The organism is Nesterenkonia populi, assembly GCF_007994735.1.
Taxonomy (GTDB): Bacteria; Actinomycetota; Actinomycetes; order Actinomycetales; family Micrococcaceae; genus Nesterenkonia; species Nesterenkonia populi.
Genome location: NZ_VOIL01000001.1, coordinates 1 through 16,627 on the forward strand (window position 1 = coordinate 1; position 16,627 = coordinate 16,627).

General features: G+C 67.2%; 17 protein-coding genes and 1 tRNA gene. 8 read left to right on the forward strand and 10 right to left on the reverse strand.

Annotation, left to right across the window (positions count from 1 at the left end; genetic code table 11):
* Both FWJ47_RS00005 and FWJ47_RS00010 read right to left on the reverse strand, forming a co-directional pair.
* The gene (locus FWJ47_RS00005) at positions 1-414 is read right to left on the reverse strand and encodes a 6-pyruvoyl trahydropterin synthase family protein (protein WP_246126088.1); all 414 of its coding nucleotides are present in this window, start codon (positions 412-414) and stop codon (positions 1-3) included.
* Positions 411-1,409: a zinc-dependent alcohol dehydrogenase gene (locus tag FWJ47_RS00010; protein ID WP_246126089.1), complete on the reverse strand. Its 999-nt coding sequence runs from the start codon at positions 1,407-1,409 to the stop codon at positions 411-413. Before FWJ47_RS00010 ends, FWJ47_RS00005 begins: the two co-directional genes overlap by 4 nt.
* A gap of 58 nt (positions 1,410-1,467) precedes the next feature.
* Between FWJ47_RS00010 and FWJ47_RS00015 the strand changes: the two genes are divergently transcribed.
* Positions 1,468-2,565, forward strand: coding sequence for a glycosyltransferase family 4 protein (locus FWJ47_RS00015; RefSeq protein ID WP_147102681.1), 1,098 nt, complete (start codon positions 1,468-1,470; stop codon positions 2,563-2,565).
* Here FWJ47_RS00015 and FWJ47_RS00020 read toward each other — a convergent pair.
* The 4 genes from FWJ47_RS00020 to FWJ47_RS00035 form a co-directional block, all read right to left on the reverse strand.
* Positions 2,547-3,764 (reverse strand): glycosyltransferase, encoded by a 1,218-nt coding sequence (locus tag FWJ47_RS00020; protein ID WP_147102683.1) that lies wholly within the window; start codon positions 3,762-3,764, stop codon positions 2,547-2,549. The genes FWJ47_RS00015 and FWJ47_RS00020 overlap by 19 nt on opposite strands.
* Positions 3,761-4,549: a CDP-alcohol phosphatidyltransferase family protein gene (locus FWJ47_RS00025; protein ID WP_147102686.1), complete on the reverse strand. Its 789-nt coding sequence runs from the start codon at positions 4,547-4,549 to the stop codon at positions 3,761-3,763. Before FWJ47_RS00025 ends, FWJ47_RS00020 begins: the two co-directional genes overlap by 4 nt.
* Before the next feature lie 31 nt (positions 4,550-4,580).
* Positions 4,581-5,375: a phage holin family protein gene (locus FWJ47_RS00030; protein WP_170228408.1), complete on the reverse strand. Its 795-nt coding sequence runs from the start codon at positions 5,373-5,375 to the stop codon at positions 4,581-4,583.
* A gap of 113 nt (positions 5,376-5,488) precedes the next feature.
* Entirely contained in the window at positions 5,489-6,787 is a 1,299-nt protein-coding gene (locus tag FWJ47_RS00035) for a YeeE/YedE family protein (protein ID WP_147102690.1), read from the reverse strand.
* 177 nt (positions 6,788-6,964) lie between these two features.
* Here FWJ47_RS00035 and FWJ47_RS00040 point away from each other — a divergent pair, with 177 nt between their 5' ends.
* Positions 6,965-7,408 (forward strand): hypothetical protein, encoded by a 444-nt coding sequence (locus FWJ47_RS00040; protein ID WP_147102692.1) that lies wholly within the window; start codon positions 6,965-6,967, stop codon positions 7,406-7,408.
* Between the two features lie 41 nt (positions 7,409-7,449).
* On the opposite strand, the gene FWJ47_RS00045 is transcribed toward FWJ47_RS00040, so the two are convergent.
* The 3 genes from FWJ47_RS00045 to FWJ47_RS00055 form a co-directional block, all read right to left on the reverse strand.
* Complete coding sequence (locus FWJ47_RS00045; RefSeq protein WP_147102694.1) at positions 7,450-8,280, reverse strand: siderophore-interacting protein; 831 nt, start codon at positions 8,278-8,280, stop codon at positions 7,450-7,452.
* A gap of 66 nt (positions 8,281-8,346) precedes the next feature.
* Complete coding sequence (locus tag FWJ47_RS00050) at positions 8,347-8,919, reverse strand: LOG family protein (RefSeq protein ID WP_147102697.1); 573 nt, start codon at positions 8,917-8,919, stop codon at positions 8,347-8,349.
* Positions 8,920-9,023: 104 nt separating this feature from the next.
* A tRNA-Asn gene (locus FWJ47_RS00055) sits at positions 9,024-9,095 on the reverse strand.
* 60 nt (positions 9,096-9,155) lie between these two features.
* Here FWJ47_RS00055 and purU point away from each other — a divergent pair.
* Both purU and FWJ47_RS11955 read left to right on the forward strand, forming a co-directional pair.
* Positions 9,156-10,019, forward strand: a complete 864-nt coding sequence (purU, locus tag FWJ47_RS00060; protein WP_211358934.1) for a formyltetrahydrofolate deformylase — start codon at positions 9,156-9,158, stop codon at positions 10,017-10,019.
* The gene (locus FWJ47_RS11955) at positions 10,019-10,168 is read left to right on the forward strand and encodes a hypothetical protein (protein WP_170228409.1); all 150 of its coding nucleotides are present in this window, start codon (positions 10,019-10,021) and stop codon (positions 10,166-10,168) included. The genes purU and FWJ47_RS11955 overlap by 1 nt, the downstream gene beginning before the upstream one ends.
* A 51-nt stretch (positions 10,169-10,219) precedes the next feature.
* Here the strand turns inward: FWJ47_RS11955 and FWJ47_RS00065 are convergent, their stop codons facing one another.
* Positions 10,220-10,930 (reverse strand): SDR family oxidoreductase, encoded by a 711-nt coding sequence (locus tag FWJ47_RS00065; protein ID WP_147102701.1) that lies wholly within the window; start codon positions 10,928-10,930, stop codon positions 10,220-10,222.
* A gap of 256 nt (positions 10,931-11,186) precedes the next feature.
* Here FWJ47_RS00065 and FWJ47_RS00070 point away from each other — a divergent pair, with 256 nt between their 5' ends.
* The 4 genes from FWJ47_RS00070 to FWJ47_RS00085 are packed head-to-tail and all read left to right on the forward strand — an operon-like array spanning position 11,187 to position 16,542.
* A complete protein-coding gene (locus FWJ47_RS00070; RefSeq protein ID WP_246126090.1) occupies positions 11,187-12,272 on the forward strand; it encodes a TAXI family TRAP transporter solute-binding subunit in 1,086 nt (361 codons plus the stop codon).
* Positions 12,273-12,309: 37 nt separating this feature from the next.
* Entirely contained in the window at positions 12,310-14,445 is a 2,136-nt protein-coding gene (locus FWJ47_RS00075) for a TRAP transporter permease (RefSeq protein ID WP_211358935.1), read from the forward strand.
* A 43-nt stretch (positions 14,446-14,488) separates the two neighbouring features.
* Positions 14,489-15,436 (forward strand): 2,3,4,5-tetrahydropyridine-2,6-dicarboxylate N-succinyltransferase, encoded by a 948-nt coding sequence (gene dapD / locus FWJ47_RS00080; RefSeq protein ID WP_246126091.1) that lies wholly within the window; start codon positions 14,489-14,491, stop codon positions 15,434-15,436.
* Positions 15,437-15,444: 8 nt separating this feature from the next.
* Complete coding sequence (locus tag FWJ47_RS00085; RefSeq protein ID WP_147102706.1) at positions 15,445-16,542, forward strand: hypothetical protein; 1,098 nt, start codon at positions 15,445-15,447, stop codon at positions 16,540-16,542.
* Positions 16,543-16,627: the final 85 nt, after the last annotated feature.

The window sequence follows — 16,627 nt, forward strand, 5'->3', positions numbered from 1 at the left end:
TCACTCAGCGAGCTGAATGCGTACGCCTGCCCGGGCCGCGGGGTTCTCCTCAGCCTCCACCTCCAAGGCTTTGAGCCCGTGGCCGGCAGGCAGCGCCTCGGCGAGCTGCAGCGCGATGTACTGGACGATCACCTCGGTGGTGGAGAACTTCTCCGCGAAGTCAGGGTGCTCGTCCAGGTTCTTGTACCGCAGCGGCTCCAGCACCTGGGCGAGCAGCCCGGAGGCCTGGCCGATGTCGATGACGACCCCGTGCTCGTCCAGACCCTGCCTCTGAAAGCTGGCGCGGATCCTCAGGGTCGCCCCGTGCAGCTGCTGGGCGGGGCCGAAGAACTCGTGCTGCAGCGAATGGGCGATCATCAGATGATCATCGACTGTCAGCCGGAAGGTGGGGGCGACGGTGCTGGAATCAGTCACAGATGCTCTCCTGGGTCGATGGGATGCTGGTGTGCGGGATAGTCAATCACGTGAAGGATCGTCTCAGGGTCGGCGAGAAGGCGGTTCATCTCCGCCGGAAGCTGTGTGAGCGGCGAGCGCCCGGTGATCAGCGCGTCGAAGCGTTCGTCAGCCAGCAGGCCCAGTGCGGTGGCGAGACGTTCGGTGCGGGTGCGGCGAAGCCGTTTGGGGGAGGCGACCTCCCCCACCTGCACCCCCAGGATCCGGAGTCGCCGGGCGTGGAAGTCGGAGCCCAGGGGAATCTGCGGGGCGCTTGTCCCGTACCAGGAGAGCTCGACGACGGCGCCGTCGTCGCCGATGATCCGCAGCGCGGTCTCCAGTCCGGCTGCGGACGCGGAGGTATGGAGAACGACATCCTGATCCCCGCCGGCCTCCTCCGGTGCCGCGGCAGCCAGTCCCAGCCGCTCGCACAGGGCGCGACGGCGCTCGTTCTGATCCACCATCAGCACATGGGCCCCCGCCCGCTCGGCCAGCAGTCCCGCGCAGAGGCCCACCAACCCGGCCCCCACCACTGCGACACGGTCGGCCAGGGTGAGCTGCGCCTCCCAGACTCCGTTGAGCGCCACCTCCGCGATCCCTGCCAGCAGGGCCCGCTCCGCCGACATCCCGGCGGGAAGCACGTGGCAGTCCTCCGTGCTCATCACCACGTGCTGCCGGTGCCCGGAGAGGGTGAAGACCCGCTGTCCCACCAGATGCTCAGCCCCCTCACGGACGACGCCGACGTTGAGGTACCCGTGGGACACCGGGTGCGGCAGGTTTCCCAGCTGGTTCGGGGCACGCATCAGGTGCGCGACGGCGTCGGGCACCTCCCCGCGGTGCACCAGCCCCTCAGTGCCGCGGGATACCCCGGACACCAGCGTCTCGATCAGCGCCTCACCGTCATCGGGCACAGGCACGTCCGTCTCACGGATCTCGGAGGTGCTGGGGCCGGTGGTCCAGTACTGGAGCGTACGCATCGGGCAGAATCGTTCCAGGTCAGACCGGACGCAGCCTGAATGCGGCATGATGTCGTGCATGCGACTGTTCGTGGACTGCCGGTACGTGCGCACCCGCGTCCACGACGGGATCTCCCGCTACACCGCCTCCCTGGTGGAGACGCTTGGGTCCCCCACGTTCGCCTCCCGGGCACAGGTGACCATGCTGATCAGTGATCCTGCACAGCTGACGATGCTGCCCGATCTGCCGCACCTGCGAATCAGCTCCCCGACCTCCCCCCGGGAGCCGCTGGTGCCCCGGCAGATCAACCCGCACTCCCCCGACGTCGTCTTCTCCCCCATGCAGACCATGGGCAGCGCCGGACGCCGCTACCGGCTGATCCTCACGCTGCACGACCTGATCTACTACCAGCACCGCACTCCCCCGCGGGACCTGGCCGCCCCGGTGCGGGCCGGGTGGAGGCTCTACCACCTCAGCTACGCCCCGCAGCGGTGGACGCTGAACCGGGCCGACGCCGTCGCCACCGTGTCCGAAACCACCGCCGGGCTGATCACGCAGCACCGGCTCACCAAGCGGCCTATCCACCTGATCCCCAACGCCCCGCAGCCGGTGAGCCGGCCCAGGGACCCTGGGTGCCTGCCAGCCCGGGAGCTTCTCTACATGGGGTCATTCATGGGGTACAAGAACGTGGAAGGCATCATTGAGGGGCTGAACCGCCTGCCGGAATACCGGCTTCACCTGTGCTCCCCGCTCACCGGGGCGCGACGGCGCGAGCTCATCGCATCGGCGGCAGACCCTGATCAGCTGGTCTTCCACGACGGGATCTCCGAGGAGGAGTACCGAGCGCTGCTGCACAGGGCAGCCGCCCTGGTGACACTGTCCCAGGCAGAGGGGTACGGGCTGCCGGTGATCGAGGCGATGAGCCACGGCACCCCCGTGATCGTCTCCGAGCTGCCGATCTTCCGGGAGATCGCCGGCGACGCCGCCGGCACCCCCGCCGCTCAGGTCGTCACCAATACGGAGGAGCTGGCTTCCGCGGTGCGCAGGCTGGAGGCCCCGGACATCTTCTCCGAGGCCAGCCAGACTGCCCGGAGACGCTCTGCGGCCTACTCCTGGGAGGATTCGGCGGAGCGTCTGCTGGCCGCGGCGGCATCAGCTCAGTCGTCGAAGAACTGACCGGTGTCCCACCAGTCAGCCCCGCAGTAAAGCCCCTCATAGGCGGCCATGATCTTTCCGATGTCGTGCTGACCGGCCCTCTCCCGGCTGGCCTGTCCCATCGCTTCCCGATCAGCGGCGGGGCGCCGGAGCACCTTCTCCAGCTGCTCAGCGAGGTCCTCGGAGTCGTTGGGGGTGAACAGATGCCCGTTCTGCCCCTCTGAGACGAGGTGAGGCAGAGCCAGGGCGTCGGCCAGCACCACCGGTTTGGCCGCGCTCATCGCTTCCAAGGACACCAGCGACTGCAGCTCTGCTGTTCCCGGCTGGCAGAACACATCCGCGGCCAGGTAGGCCCGCCGCAGCTCGTCCTCCTCGAGGTGCCCACGCAAATCCACCCTGCCGGCGAGCCCCAGCTCATCGACCTGCTCGCGGAGCACATCGCGCTGCTCCCCATCTCCGACGACCTCAAGCCTGATGTTCAGGGCAGGGTCAGTTCTGGCGATCGCGTCGATCAGCACGTCCACGTTCTTCTCCACCGCGAGACGGCCCACAAAAAGCACTGTCGGGTGCTCCCTCACCGGCTTCTGCTCACCGGGGCGCAGGGCGTAGTAGTCGACATCGATGCCGTTGGACAGCGGCAGAACCCGTTCGAACCCCGCCTTCTCCCTCATCGTCTCCGCGGCCAGAGGGGTTGGGGTGGTGACCACGTTGGCTCGGCCCATCAGCCTGCTCATGTCCCTCCACGAGTTCCGGGAGACAACGTTCTTGAACCACTGGGGGAACGGCAGGAACGGGTCCAGGTTCTCCGGCATGAAATGGTTGGTGGCGATCAGGCGGATCCGGCGGCGCTGGGCGGCCAGGATCCCCGCCTTGCCGATCATGTAGTGGCACTGGACGTGGATGACGTCAGGCCGGATCTCGTCGACCAGCCGCCGCATGGCAGGCTCCACGGTCCATGGCAGGCAGAGTCGGAAGTACTCATGGGTGGGAGCTTTGAAGGAGCGGAACCGGTGGATGGTGGCCTCGGGGCTCTCCTCCACAGTGTCCCGGCCCGGCCCGGGCCGGGCAGCGGCGATGTGCACCTCGTGGCCCCGCGATGCCATGTGCTTGGCCAGCCGGTGGCCGAAGACGGCGGCGCCGTTGACGTCCGGCGGGTAGGTGTCGGCGACGATCAGCACCCGCAGCGGGGCACGGTCAGGCTCAGGCGCAGGGTCGTTCACGGGGTGCTGGCCCTCCGGGGCGCTGTCTCGCCGGCCTGGGCCTCAGGCACAGCCCCCGGGTACAGGACGGCCGGGTCTACAGGCTCCAGATCCTCAGGGTCGATGAGGTCTTCCGGGTCCACGATCTGGATGGGAGCGGTGGCTGGGACCACCCAGGCGCTGCGGTCCCAGCTGCTGATGCCTTGGCGGCGCAGCCGGAGGAACTTGGCCCACAGCTGCCATATGTAGTCCAGGCAGGCAACAGCGTGCAGCACGCAGGCGGCGAGCAGCGCGGACTCGACGATGAAGGGCAGCACGTCAGTGTCGAAGCGCTCCGCGGGGACCAGCAGGCTCAGAGGGAAGGCGAGCATCACGAGCGCGGTGCGGACCTTGCCCACCGGGGAGACCTTCAGCTGGGGAGACCCGCGGAAGAGGGACAGCCCCGTGACCAGCAGCAGGGCGTCTGCGATCAGGATGGTCCACAGCACCCAGACGGGGACCACCCCGTAGCCCACCAGGGTCAGGGCAATGATGATCATCGCCACCCGGTCTGCCAGCGGGTCAAGCCACAGGCCCACGGTGCTGATCTGGTCGAAGGCACGGGCGACGAACCCGTCGACCCAGTCGGTGACGCCGAGGACCACCAGAGTCCAGAATGCGGCCATGTAGGCACCGTCGTGCACGAACCAGACGAACAGCGGCACCAGCAGGAACCGCAGGACGGTGACGATGTTGGGCGCTGTCCAGAAGGTCTCGCGCACGGTGTACTCGAAACCGTCCCTGGTCCCGGCACCGATGAGTCTCACGGAGGAAAGTCTACTGCGCGCCGGTGAGCGGTCAGCGCCTGACCAGCTCGCGCAGGAACACCGCGCCTGCCGCGGTGGCGCCGGCAGCCACCGAGAGCGGCTTCCAGCGCTCAGAGACGAACTCACGGGCCTGGTCCGCCCTGCGGCTCTCCTGCTGGGCGGCAGGATTCGGCTCCACGGGGCTGGAGGCCAGCTCGTCCTCGGCTGCCCTGCCCTTGGGCAGGCGGGCCGCAATCTGGTCCTGCAGCCCGGCGATGTGCTCACGGCGCAGAGCCGTGCGCCGCAGCAGCTCGGTGTAGTTCGGCTTCTCCGGCTCGCCCGTGCCCGGCTTCTTCCGCTGCTCAGCGGCCTGTCGCTTGGCCTCCGCCTTGGCCTGACGCTTCCGCTCATCGGCCCGGTCCAAGCGGGCCGGGTCGAAGCTGCTGCCCTCGCGCACCGTTCCCAGATCCAGGCGGAACCCTCGAATGGCGTCCTCAGGCTTCAGGGGCATGGCGGACTTGAGCTTGAACAGGCCCACCAGCACAAAGATCAGCGCAATGAGCAGGAAGGCGGCGCCGACGATCAGGGCGGCGGCCCACAGCTCGAAGATCAGGGAGAGGCCGGCAATGGCGGCCACGATCAGCGCCACCGCCAGGAAGATGACGAACACGAGTCCGATCACCATCAGGGCCGCGGCGATCCCGGCTGCCACGCCCTTGGCCTTCATCTGGGCGACGGCGACGCCGATCTCGTCGTTGATCTGCTTGGGCCCCAGGCGCAGCAGGAGCTTCACGACATCGACCATCGAGGTCTTGGGCTTGCTCTTCGGCGCAGCGTGCTCTGCCACGGTGGGTGCCTCCATCCGGTGAGGAACGTGCTGGTCAGTCTGCTCCAAACTATCACCACCGTCTCCCTTGCACCGGGGCGGCAGGGTCGACGCCCCTGGTCAGCCGCTGTCGGTCAGCAGACCGAGTCGGTGGGCCGCGGGTTGGCCAGTCCCGCCAAGGAGCGGCACTTCAGCCCCGCCCAGGTGCCTGCGAGCGCCGCCAGCGCCCACAGCCAGCCGGAGACCGAGCCGGAAGCGATGCCGCCCAGGTAGGCTCCGATGTTGCACCCTTCGGCCAGGCGGGCGCCGATTCCCATCAGGATCCCGCCCAAGAGCGCGACGCCCACGTGCTTCCATCTGATGTCCCGGTTGAGCACCCAGGAGCCGCCGGCGGCGGCGGCGATCGCGGCACCGATCATGATGCCGAAGTTGGTCAGCGAGTTCTGGTGGGACAGGACCGGATCGGCGATCATCTCAGCCCAGCCGTCCTGCTGCCAGAACTCCCAGGTCTCGGGCTGCAGGCCCAGCAGCTGCAGGAACCTCGCGCCCCACAGCGCCAGAGCGTTGGTCACGCCCCAGATGCCGCCGGAGACCCACATCACCGCGCCGCCGAGACCGGCCAGCACCAGGGCGCCGACCCACATGGGCCAGGAGCCCCGGACCGCACGGGCCCAGCCGCGCGCCGTCGGCGGGGTGCCTGCCGGCGGAGGGGTGCGGCGGGCCTGGATCACCTTCGAAATGCCGATCAGGGCCAGCAGGGCGAGGATCGTGATGCCCCAGCCGCCGACATAGCCGACGTGGTCCGAGAGCAGCACAGGCTCCATGCCCGGCAGGTCCCGGACCAGTGCGAAGAACCACGGGGTGGTGAAGATGACCGAGCCGGCGATGAAGCCGATCAGGGTAGGCACCACCGTTGACTGCCCGGAGCCCACGGCGAAGAGGGTGCCGGAGGCGCAGCCGCCGCCCAGCTGCATGCCGATCCCGAAGATGAACGCGCCCAGGAACAGCCCCACGCCGATCGTTCCGCTGTACGGGGTCGGCTCGTTGCCGAATGCCGACCAGCCGGTGACGAAGAGCAGCATGAAGATCGTCGCCGTGGTGCCCAGCAGCAGCGCGTGATTGCGCAGCCCCTGACCGTTGCCGACCGCCACCAGCTGCCGCCACGCGGAGGTGAAGCCGAATCTCGAGTGGAACAGTGCGATGCCCAGCCCCAGGCCGAGGATCAGCAGAACCCCGAAGTAGACGCCCTGCTCGACGCCGTCGCGCATCGTGTTCGAGAAGAACACCCAGGCCAGCAGGCCCGCCGCCAGCAGAAGGAAGATGCTGATCTTCCGGGGCTGCGGCGGCTTCGCCGGGTCCGGCGTCGGGGGTGCCGCGCAGGTTGGGGCGGGTTTGAAGACCGAGCTGTCGATCTTGGTGAGACTGGTCGCCATAGCTGAGGAGAAGCTCCTTGTGGGGACGGGCCCTCCGGGCTGCGGATGTGCGCCGCGGACGGTTCTTCGGCCCAGAAAGAATAGGGGACCGAAGTGAACCCGCCGCCGGATGATGTCACACGCATTCACAGACGTGCGCTGGCTGACACCGCCTGGCCCGGGCGTAGCATTGGGGCCGTGCGCGACTACGACCTCGATGAGATGTATGCCAACACCTATACGGAGGACGATCGGCGCGCCCACGAGAACCGGCCCATCAGCGAGAAGAAGTTCCTGATCGCATGGGCTGCCGCCGTCGTCGGCGGTCTCATCGGTGCCCAGCGCTGGTATCTGGGCCTCATTGCCACCGCCGCGGTGAAGACCCTTCTGTTCTGCGCCGCCCTGGTGCTCTTCGCCATTGACGAGCTGGGCCTGGCGCTCGGAACCATGTCGGTCACCGGTGCCTGGACGATCATCGACCTGTTCCTGCTGCTCTCCGGCACGATGCGCGATAGGAAGGATCACGAGCTCAAGGGCTACAGCCAGTGGGCCGGGCCCTGCGCGGCAGCCACAGTGCTGCTGTTCGCCGGGATGCTGGTGGTGGCCCTGGTGATGGGAACCAGCTCAGGAGTTGCCGGATAGAGCTCCGGGCGCGAAGGCAGGTGCGCGCCCGCGGAACCGGCTCAGTCCTCCTCGATCTGACCGGCGGGCGTCCTCTTCTCGGCTTGGAACTCCTGCTCCTTGCGGCCATGGGCCCAGTAGGCGGATATTGAGAGGCCTCTGCGGCTCAGGCCCCGCTCCTTGACGAGGTGACGCCGGATCGTCTTCATCTGTGCGCGCTCTCCGTGCACGAACACCTGCACGTCACCCTGCGGCAGCTCAACCTCCTCAATGGCTGCGGCGAGCAGGGTTGTCTCAGGGGCGAAGTCGCCGCCGCGGTGCAGCCAGCGGACCTCCACTCCGGCGGGCGCGGCGATCGGCTGCTGCTCGGCCTCGCCGTGCACCTCGATCAGGGCCAGCCCCTCGGAGTCGGGACCCATGGCCTCCAATGAGGAGGCAATGGCAGGCAGGGCTGCCGCGTCACCGGCCAGCAGATGCCAGTCAGCCTCCGGACGAGGTGAATAGCCGGAGCCGGGCCCGAAGAAGCACACCTTCTCCCCCGGCTCAGCATGCGCAGCCCAGGGCCCGGCGAGGCCGTCGTCGCCGTGGACGACGAAGTCGACCCAGATCTGCTCCGCCTCACGGTCGATGTGCCGGATGGTGTAGGTCCGGGTGGCAGGCATCTGCTCAGGAGGCAGCTGCTCACGCAGGGCGTCCATGTCGTATGGGGGCTCAAGCCCCAGTGACGGGTCCGTGAAGAGCACCTTGATGTACTGGTCGGTGTCTTCCTTGAATTCGATGTCCCGGAAGCCCTCGCCTCCGAGCACCAGACGCACCATATGGGGCGTGAGCTGCTCGCGGCGGACCACGTAGAGCAGAGTCTGGCGGCGGGGCTTGCGCGGCTTATCCGACATAAGGCCACCCTAACTGAGATTGAGCATCCCAGCGTGCCCGGAAAGCCGGCTCTGCTTCTGGCGCGATCAGGTGAGGTCTTCGCGCGGAGGCTTCCATGCTCGCAGCTGAGAGATCAGGCCCTCCGGGGTGTCTGCGATGACAAGAGCATCGCGCCGCCATTCGGCGATGAACCCTTCAGCGACCTGGTGGTCGATCATGCTCAGCAGAGGGTCCCAGAACCCCGCGGTGTTGTAGAGAGCCACAGGCTTGGCGTGGATGCCGAGGTACTGCCACGTCCACACCTCGAAGAGCTCCTCGAGGGTTCCCATGCCGCCTGGGAGCGAGAGGAACGCGTCGCCCAGCTGCCCCATCCGGGCTTTGCGGGCATGCATGTCCTCGACGACTTCGAGCTGCGTGAGCCGCTGATGGGCGATCTCACGCTCCACGAGCACTTCAGGGATCACCCCGGTCACACGACCGCCTGCTTCTATCACGGAGTCGGCCATCTGCCCCATCAGTCCGACTTTGCCGCCGCCGTAGACGACTTCGACACCGGACTGGGCCAGTGCGGCGCCGAGCCGGCGGGTCTCCCGCTGATAGGCAAGGTCAGCCCCAGAGGCGCTGCCGGTGAACACAGTGAGCTTCTGAAGGTCGGTCACGCGTTCAATCGTAGGCTCTCCTCAGGACGGAAGGCCGCAGCTGCCATAAGCGCGCAAAAAAGTGGAGGGCCCCAGTGTGTGACTGGGGCCCTCCACTTTTTCTGCTCCCCCAGCTGGATTCGAACCAGCAACCGCTCGATTAACAGTCGAGTGCTCTGCCGTTGAGCTATGGAGGATTAGGACTCAAAGAGTCTAGCAGGGAACTCGTGGAGGCAAAAACCGTAGGATGGTCCGCTGTGACTGACTCTGCCGATATCGCACGCCTGATCATCTCCTGCCCGGACCAGCCCGGCATCGTGGCCGCAGTCTCCCAGACCATCGCGGACCTGGGCGGCAACATCATCACCCTCGACCAGTACTCCACGGACCCTGAGGGCGGGCAGTTCTTTCAGCGCACAGTATTCCACCTCCCCGGCCTGGCTGCCGCCCGCCCCCAGGTGGAGAGAGCGATTCAGGAGCAGCTGGCGGACCGGTTCCGGATGGAGTGGTCCCTGCACGACACCTCCAGGCCCAAACGGGTGGCGATCTTCGCGTCCAAGACCGACCACTGCCTGCTGGACCTGCTCTGGCGCCACCGCCGCGGCGAGCTGCCCATGGACATCGCCATGGTGGTCTCCAACCACCCGGACCTCGCAGAGGACGTGCGCACCTTCGGCATCCCGTTCTTCCACGTGCCTGCTACGCCCGGCACCAAGGAGGAGGCTGAGGCAAAGCACCTTGAGCTGCTGGAGGGAAACGTTGATCTCGTGGTGCTGGCCCGCTACATGCAGATCCTCTCCCCCAGGTTCCTGGAGAAGGTCGGCGCTCCGGTGATCAACATCCACCACAGCTTTCTGCCGGCCTTCATCGGCGCGGGCCCCTACCAGAAGGCCAAGGACCGCGGCGTGAAGCTCATCGGCGCCACCGCCCACTACGTCACTGAGGACCTTGATGAGGGACCTATCATCGAGCAGGACGTCATCCGCGTCTCCCATGCGGACGATGTCGCACAGCTGACCCGCTACGGCGCCGACGTCGAGCGGGCGGTGCTCTCCCGCGCGGTGAAGTGGCACTGCGAGGATCGGGTTCTGCGCCACGGCAGCACCACCATCGTCTTCTGATGCAGCTCCGCGACGACGTCGTCCCCACGACTGATCAGCTGGTGGAGCTGTACGACGCCGTCGGGTGGTCCATCTATACGGAGGACCCCAACAGGCTGCTTCGCGATGTGGAGACCGCGAGCCTGCGCAGCTTCGTCCGCTTCGACTGATCGGCCGACGTCCTCAGTGAGGTGCGTAACGATCAGGTCCGTGCCATCAGGTCAGCGCTTCTGGGCGACGGGACGGATGACCAGCTCCTCCACCGTGGAGGCCGGGTCGAGGTCGACGGCGGTCCGGACCGTCTCCGCGATCGACTGAGGGGAGACGTAGATGCTGCCGTCGTAGTCGGTGCTGCCGGACTGCTTCTGCAGATCCACCTGCATATCCGTGTCCACCCGGCCGGGGTGGATGGAGGTGACACGAACCTTCCCGCGCTCCTCCTCCCGGAGGGAGTCGGTGAACGCGCGCAGGGCGAACTTGCTGCCCGAGTACATGGCGCTGTTCACCCGGGCTACGAATCCAGACCCGGAATTGATGGAGATGACCTGCCCCGCGGACTCGCGCAGCAGGGGCAGAGTGACCCGGGTCAGCTCCGCGACGGCGAAGAGGTTCACGCTGAACATCTCCTGCCACTGGTCCGGGGTGGCTTCCGCAGCCGGCTGCAGCCAGGCCGCACCAGCACTGTGCACCAGCACATCCAGCCTTTTCAGACCCAGATCAGCGACATCGGATTCGATGCTTTCCACCTTCCGCAGGTCCGCGGTCCACCCGGAGGCGCTGGCGCCCGCCTGAGTGAGCGTCTCCACAGCTTCCTGGACTCGATCGGGGTTCGAGCCGCCGATGATCAGGTGGTGATCACGGCCCAAGCCCCGTGCGATCGCACGTCCGATGCCGCGGGTTCCGCCGGTGATGAGTGCAACCTTCTCAGCCATGGAGTCCACCCTAATGGAGCCGGCTTTGGGACGAGGCGGCCGTGGGCTCGGAGAGGACGTGAACACGCAAGCCCTGAGAGTCTCCTCACTCCGAGCCGTGTCCCGGCAGCGCGGCTCACACCCCCTGCCATGTAACGGTTGTGTTTCGGGTCACTCTTGAGCTGGTCGTGGGCGGGGCGGGTCGCATAGCCTGTGTGCACCCAAGCCTCGGCTGGCGTTCAGCCGAGCTCGCGCCACCACTTGCAGGAGGAACCTTATGAGCGTTCGTCGAATGACCCGGCTGACCGCCGGAATGACCGCTATCGCCGCGATGACTGCTTTGGCAGCCTGCGGCAACGGCGATGACGCCGCAGACAACGGCGAGGGCGATGCCGAGGCTGAGGTCGGCGATGAGGAGGACTTCATCGAGGACCTCGAGTTCGCCACCGGCAGCACCAGCGGCGCCTACTACCCGCTGGGCGGTGACCTGCAGTCCATCTTCGAGGCTGAGACCGATGCCACCGTGAACTATGTCGAGTCCGGCGGCTCCGTGGACAACCTGGGCCGCATTCTGCAGGAGACCGCCCAGCTGGCCCTGTCCCAGAATGACACCGCCATGAATGCTGTCAACGGTCAGCTCGACATCAGCGACGACGACGAGGATGAGGAGCTGATCACGGTCGACAACTTCGGCTGGATCGCCAACCTCTACCCCGAAGCCATGCACATCGTGGTCCGTGAGGACTCCGGCTTCGAGTCCATCGAGGACCTCGAGGGGGCCACCATCGCCGTCGGCGACGTCGGATCCGGCACCCGCGCCATCTCGGACGCGATCCTTGACCACTACGAGATCGACTACACCACCGAGGAGACCGAGTTCGGCGACTCCACCGAGATGCTGGCCGACGGCCAGATCGACGCCTCCATGTTCGTGGTCGGCGTGCCGGTGGGGTCCCTGACTGAGCTCGCTCAGTCCACCGACACTGAGCTGATCTCCCTTCCCGAGGAGGATGCCGAGGAGATCGCCGAGGACGGCCTGTTCGAGGCGTACACCATCGATGCCGAGGCCTACGACTTCCTCGAGGAGGACGTCACCACCCTGTCGGTGTTCGCCGCCCTGGTGGCCTCCACGACCCAGGTCAGCGAGGATCTCGCCTACGACATCACCGCTGCGCTGTTCGAAAACATCGACGACGTCACCGTGGCCCAGGGTGAGAGCATCGACATCGACGAGGCCCTCTACGGGATCGGCGACATCCCGCTGCACCCCGGCGCTGAGCGCTACTTCGAGGAGCAGGGCATCGACATCGACGGCGAGACCGACGAGGACGCTGAGGACGAGGACACCGACGAGGAGGAGTGAGCTCCGCCTCTCCCCCTCCTAGGGCATACTCATACCCGTGAACAGGACAGCAGCAGAGCAGCCCCGGGCCGGAGCGTTCCCAGAGGACGTGAAGCCCGGGGCCGCGGCTGAGGAGAGCGCCGAAGAGGTCCTCCGCGAGCATGACATCTCCAGCAGGTTCCGCACGGAGCTGGGCTGGTGGGGATGGCTCGTGGGGGGCCTCGCGGTCGCCTTCACCGCCTACCACCTCTACTCCGCGTTCTATCGGCCGTACAACACCTGGATGCACGGCTCCCTGCACGTGGCAGGCGCCCTGGCCCTGATCTTCCTGCTCTACCCGGCCTCCAAGAAGCTCCTGCGCACGCCGACGAGCACCAGCAGGGCGCTCAGCCTGCTGGTGGGGCGCCATCGCGGCGTGCCCTGGTATGACGTGCTGCTGGCCGGCGCGGCTGTCTACTGCAGCACCTATATCTTCTTCAACTACGATCACCTGGTCTCCAATCGAGTCCAGCTGGTCGGCTTCGAGGATCAGGACATCCTCGTCGCGCTGGTCGGCGTGGCCCTGGTGCTTGAGGCCACTCGCCGCTGCGTGGGCCTGCCGATCGTGATCATCGCTGGACTGGCAATCGTCTACGCCGTCTACGGCGACAACATGCCGATGTTCTCCCACCGGGGGCAGGACTGGGACGAAGTCGCCACCAACCTTTTCCTCAGCTCCGGGCAGGGGATCTTCGGCACGCCGATCCAGGTCTCGGCGAACTTCATCTTCCTCTTCCTGTTCTTCGCCGTGGTGCTGATGCGCACCAACATCGGCCAGTTCTTCAACGACCTCGCCTTCCGCGCCGCGGGCAAGTACTCCGGCGGCCCCGCGAAGGCAGCGGTGGGAGCATCAGGCCTGCAGGGGATGATCTCCGGGTCCTCGGTGGCGAACACTGTGGCCTCCGGGTCCTTCACCATCCCCATCATGAAGAAGGCCGGCTTCAAGCCGCACGTGGCCGCCGCCACCGAGGCCACCGCTTCAACGGGCGGTCAGCTGATGCCTCCGATCATGGGTGCGGCCGCGTTCATCATGGCCCAGAACGTGGCGGAGGTGGAGTACAACGAGCTGATCGTCATCGCGATCATCCCGGCGGGCCTCTACTTCCTCGGCGCGCTCCTCTCCATCCACTTCGAAGCCAAGCGCAACGGCCTCAAGGGCATGGACCCTGCCGAGCTGCCGAGCTGGCGGTCGCTGCTGCTGCGCATGGACATGCTGCTGCCCTTGGTGATCATCATCGCCACGCTGCTCTCCGGAATGAGCGCGATGCGTGCGGCCCTCTTCGGCATCGGCACCGCTCTGGCGATCGGCCTGCTCCGCGCCACCTTCGAGAACTTCGTCCCCCTGATCGCGCAGGCGTCCAAGCAGGGTCGCAGCCCTCTGGCTGAGAGCGCCAAGCTGCTGCTGGCACTGCTCCACGCAGTGGTTGAGATGTTCATCGCCGGTGCTCGCACCGCACTGCCGGTGATCGCCGCCTGCGCGACGGCAGGCATCGTCGCGGGCACCGTGACCTCTACCGGCCTGGGCAGCCAGCTCGGCTCCGGGCTGATCCAGCTGGCGGGCGGAAACTTCCTGCTCGTCCTCTTCTTCGTCATGATCGCCTGCATCGTCCTCGGCATGGGCCTGCCCACCACTGCGAACTACGTGGTCACAGCGACTGTCGCGGCGCCGATCCTCTACACGAACTTCGACGTTCCGATGATCGCCGCCCACATGTTCGTCTTCTTCTTCGGCATCCTCGCCGACATCACTCCTCCGGTCTGTCTGGCCGCCTACGCGGGCGCCGGGATCGCGAACGCCAACCCGATGGCGGCCGGTGTGACGGCGCTGAAGATTGCCTTCGCCGGCTTCATCATCCCGTACGCCTTCATCCTGCAGCCTGCAATACTGCTGCAGGGCACCTGGGACGAGACGCTCCGCTACGTGGCGATGACAATCGTGGGGCTGGTGGGCCTGGCCTCCGGGCTGGGCGGCTATCTGCTCACCCGGGCGATCGTGATCGAACGCGTGCTGCTCATGGTCGGCGGGGCGCTGCTCGTCTACCCGGACATGTTCGTCTCCATGGTCGGGATTGTCGCCATGGGTGTGGCTGTCATCATGCAGCTGGCTCGCCGTCGCAGGGCTCCGGCGCAGGCCGAAGAAGCACCCGTCGCCTGACTGCTGCGCGAGAGCGCACGCCCTCCTGGATAGGATGGGCGGCATGACTTCACGCACTGCTTCCGGACACGGCCTGGCCACCGTCACCGACGAGGGAACCGTCCTCGACACCTGGTTCCCCCGCCCGGTGCTGTCGCCCCTGGCCGAGAACCACGACGACGACCTGCTCGCCTCCCTGCGCCAGGCCGAGGCCGCTGACGCCGCCCGCGGGGTGCGGACCAAGGCCGTCTCCGCCGAGGCCGACCTGGACGCCGAGGCCTCCTCCACCGAGGATGTGTGGCTGCGCCTGCACCTGCTCTCCGCACGCCTGGCCAAGCCCAACACCATCAACCTCGACGGCATCTTCGGACACCTGACCAACGTGGTGTGGACCAACTTCGGCCCCTGCGCCGTCGACGGCTTCGAGACCACGCGTCTGAAGCTCCATTCCCGCGGCCACGTCACCGTCCACTCCATCGACAAGTTCCCCCGCCTCGTCGACTATGTGACCCCCAAGGGGGTGCGCATCGGCGACGCTTCCCGCGTCCGCCTGGGCGCCCATCTGGCCGAGGGCACCACCGTGATGCACGAGGGCTTCGTGAACTTCAACGCCGGCACCCTGGGCACCTCCATGGTCGAGGGCCGCATCAGCGCCGGGGTCGTCATCGGAGACGGCACCGACGTCGGCGGCGGCGCCAGCATCATGGGCACGCTCTCCGGCGGCGGCAAGGAGAAGATCGCCCTCGGTGAGCGTGTCCTCCTCGGCGCGAACTCCGGGGTGGGCATCAGCCTCGGAGACGACTGCGTGGTCGAGGCGGGCCTCTACATCACTGCCGGCACCAAGGTCTCCGTGCTCGACGACGACCGCAGCGTGACCGACGTCGTGAAGGCTTCCCAGCTCTCCGGCGTGCCCGGCCTGCTGTTCGTGCGGAACTCCACCACGGGCGTGGTGGAGGCAAAGCCGCGCAAGGGCCAGAAGGTCGAGCTCAACGCGGCACTGCACAAGAACTGAGCCGTTCTGTGTTCTCTCGTCAGCCTCGTCCTGAGGCCGCCACCCGCCCGATGGCCCGCCGGAAGCGGCGCCGCCGGGCGCTGGCCGCCCTCGCGCTGACAGGCGCGCTGATCGCCGGAACCGCCTACGGCGCCTGGCGGTACATCGACGAGAATGAATACCTGCTCGACCAACGGTGCGAAGTCATCGTCGCAGGAGAGACCCAGCGCCTCAGCCCGGAACAGGCTCACAACGCAGCCCTGCTGAGCGCAGCCGCCGCCGACCGCGGCCTCCCCGTCGAGGCCGCGGTCCACGCAGCGGCGATCTCCCTGCAGGAGGCAGACCTTGAGCTGCGCGAGGACGACGGCGACGCCGGCGACCGCGTCCTCTTCGCCCGCGGCGTCGGGAGCTGGGCTGACGACGGCCCCGCTGAAGACACCCCCATCAGCGTCGACGGCTTCTTCGACCTCCTCGACGAGCAGCTCGAAGCCGCAGAAGAAGCTGACGAGGGGGACGGAGAGGGAGAGGACGAGGAGCATGATGCCTCAGGCTGGGAGCCGGAGATGCCCCTCGACGAAGCTGCCGAGGTCCTCAACAGGCCCCACAACCCCCAGTTCTACCCGCAGCACGAGGACAGAGCCCGCGCCTTCGTATCACCGCTGACCGGCCAGTCCCAACGAGATCTCTCCTGCACCCTCTCCCAGCTCGAGGACGAGACCCCCTCCCCCGACGCTGAGGCGGCCGCCGACGAGCTCATCAGCACCCTCCCCGCAGCCCTCGGAATCCCCAGCACCGAATATGATGGTGATGAGGACGACGAGGAGGCCGACGAGTTCGAGCCGGAGCCGATCCCTGACGGCCTCGTCGATCTCGAAGGCACCGGCGAGGACGCTGTCCTGACCATCACCTACCCCTCGGATCCTGAGCACCTGGACTCCGAGTACGACCTTCGATGGATGATCGCCCAGTGGGGCGTGGCATCCGCCTACGACTACGGCATTCAGACCGTCGAGACCGGCTCACACCTTTGGGACCGCGACGATGCCCGCTGGACCCAGCCCGAGCACGGCAGCGCAGAAGAGGGCACCGTCCGCATCGGCTTCGACCGGGACTGGGACGAGGACTGACCAGCCGGACATAGGAGTGCCCCGGCCTTTCCGGCCGGGGCACTCCTATGCTTCAGCTACCAGGCGGGGCGGCGTTCACCGCCCG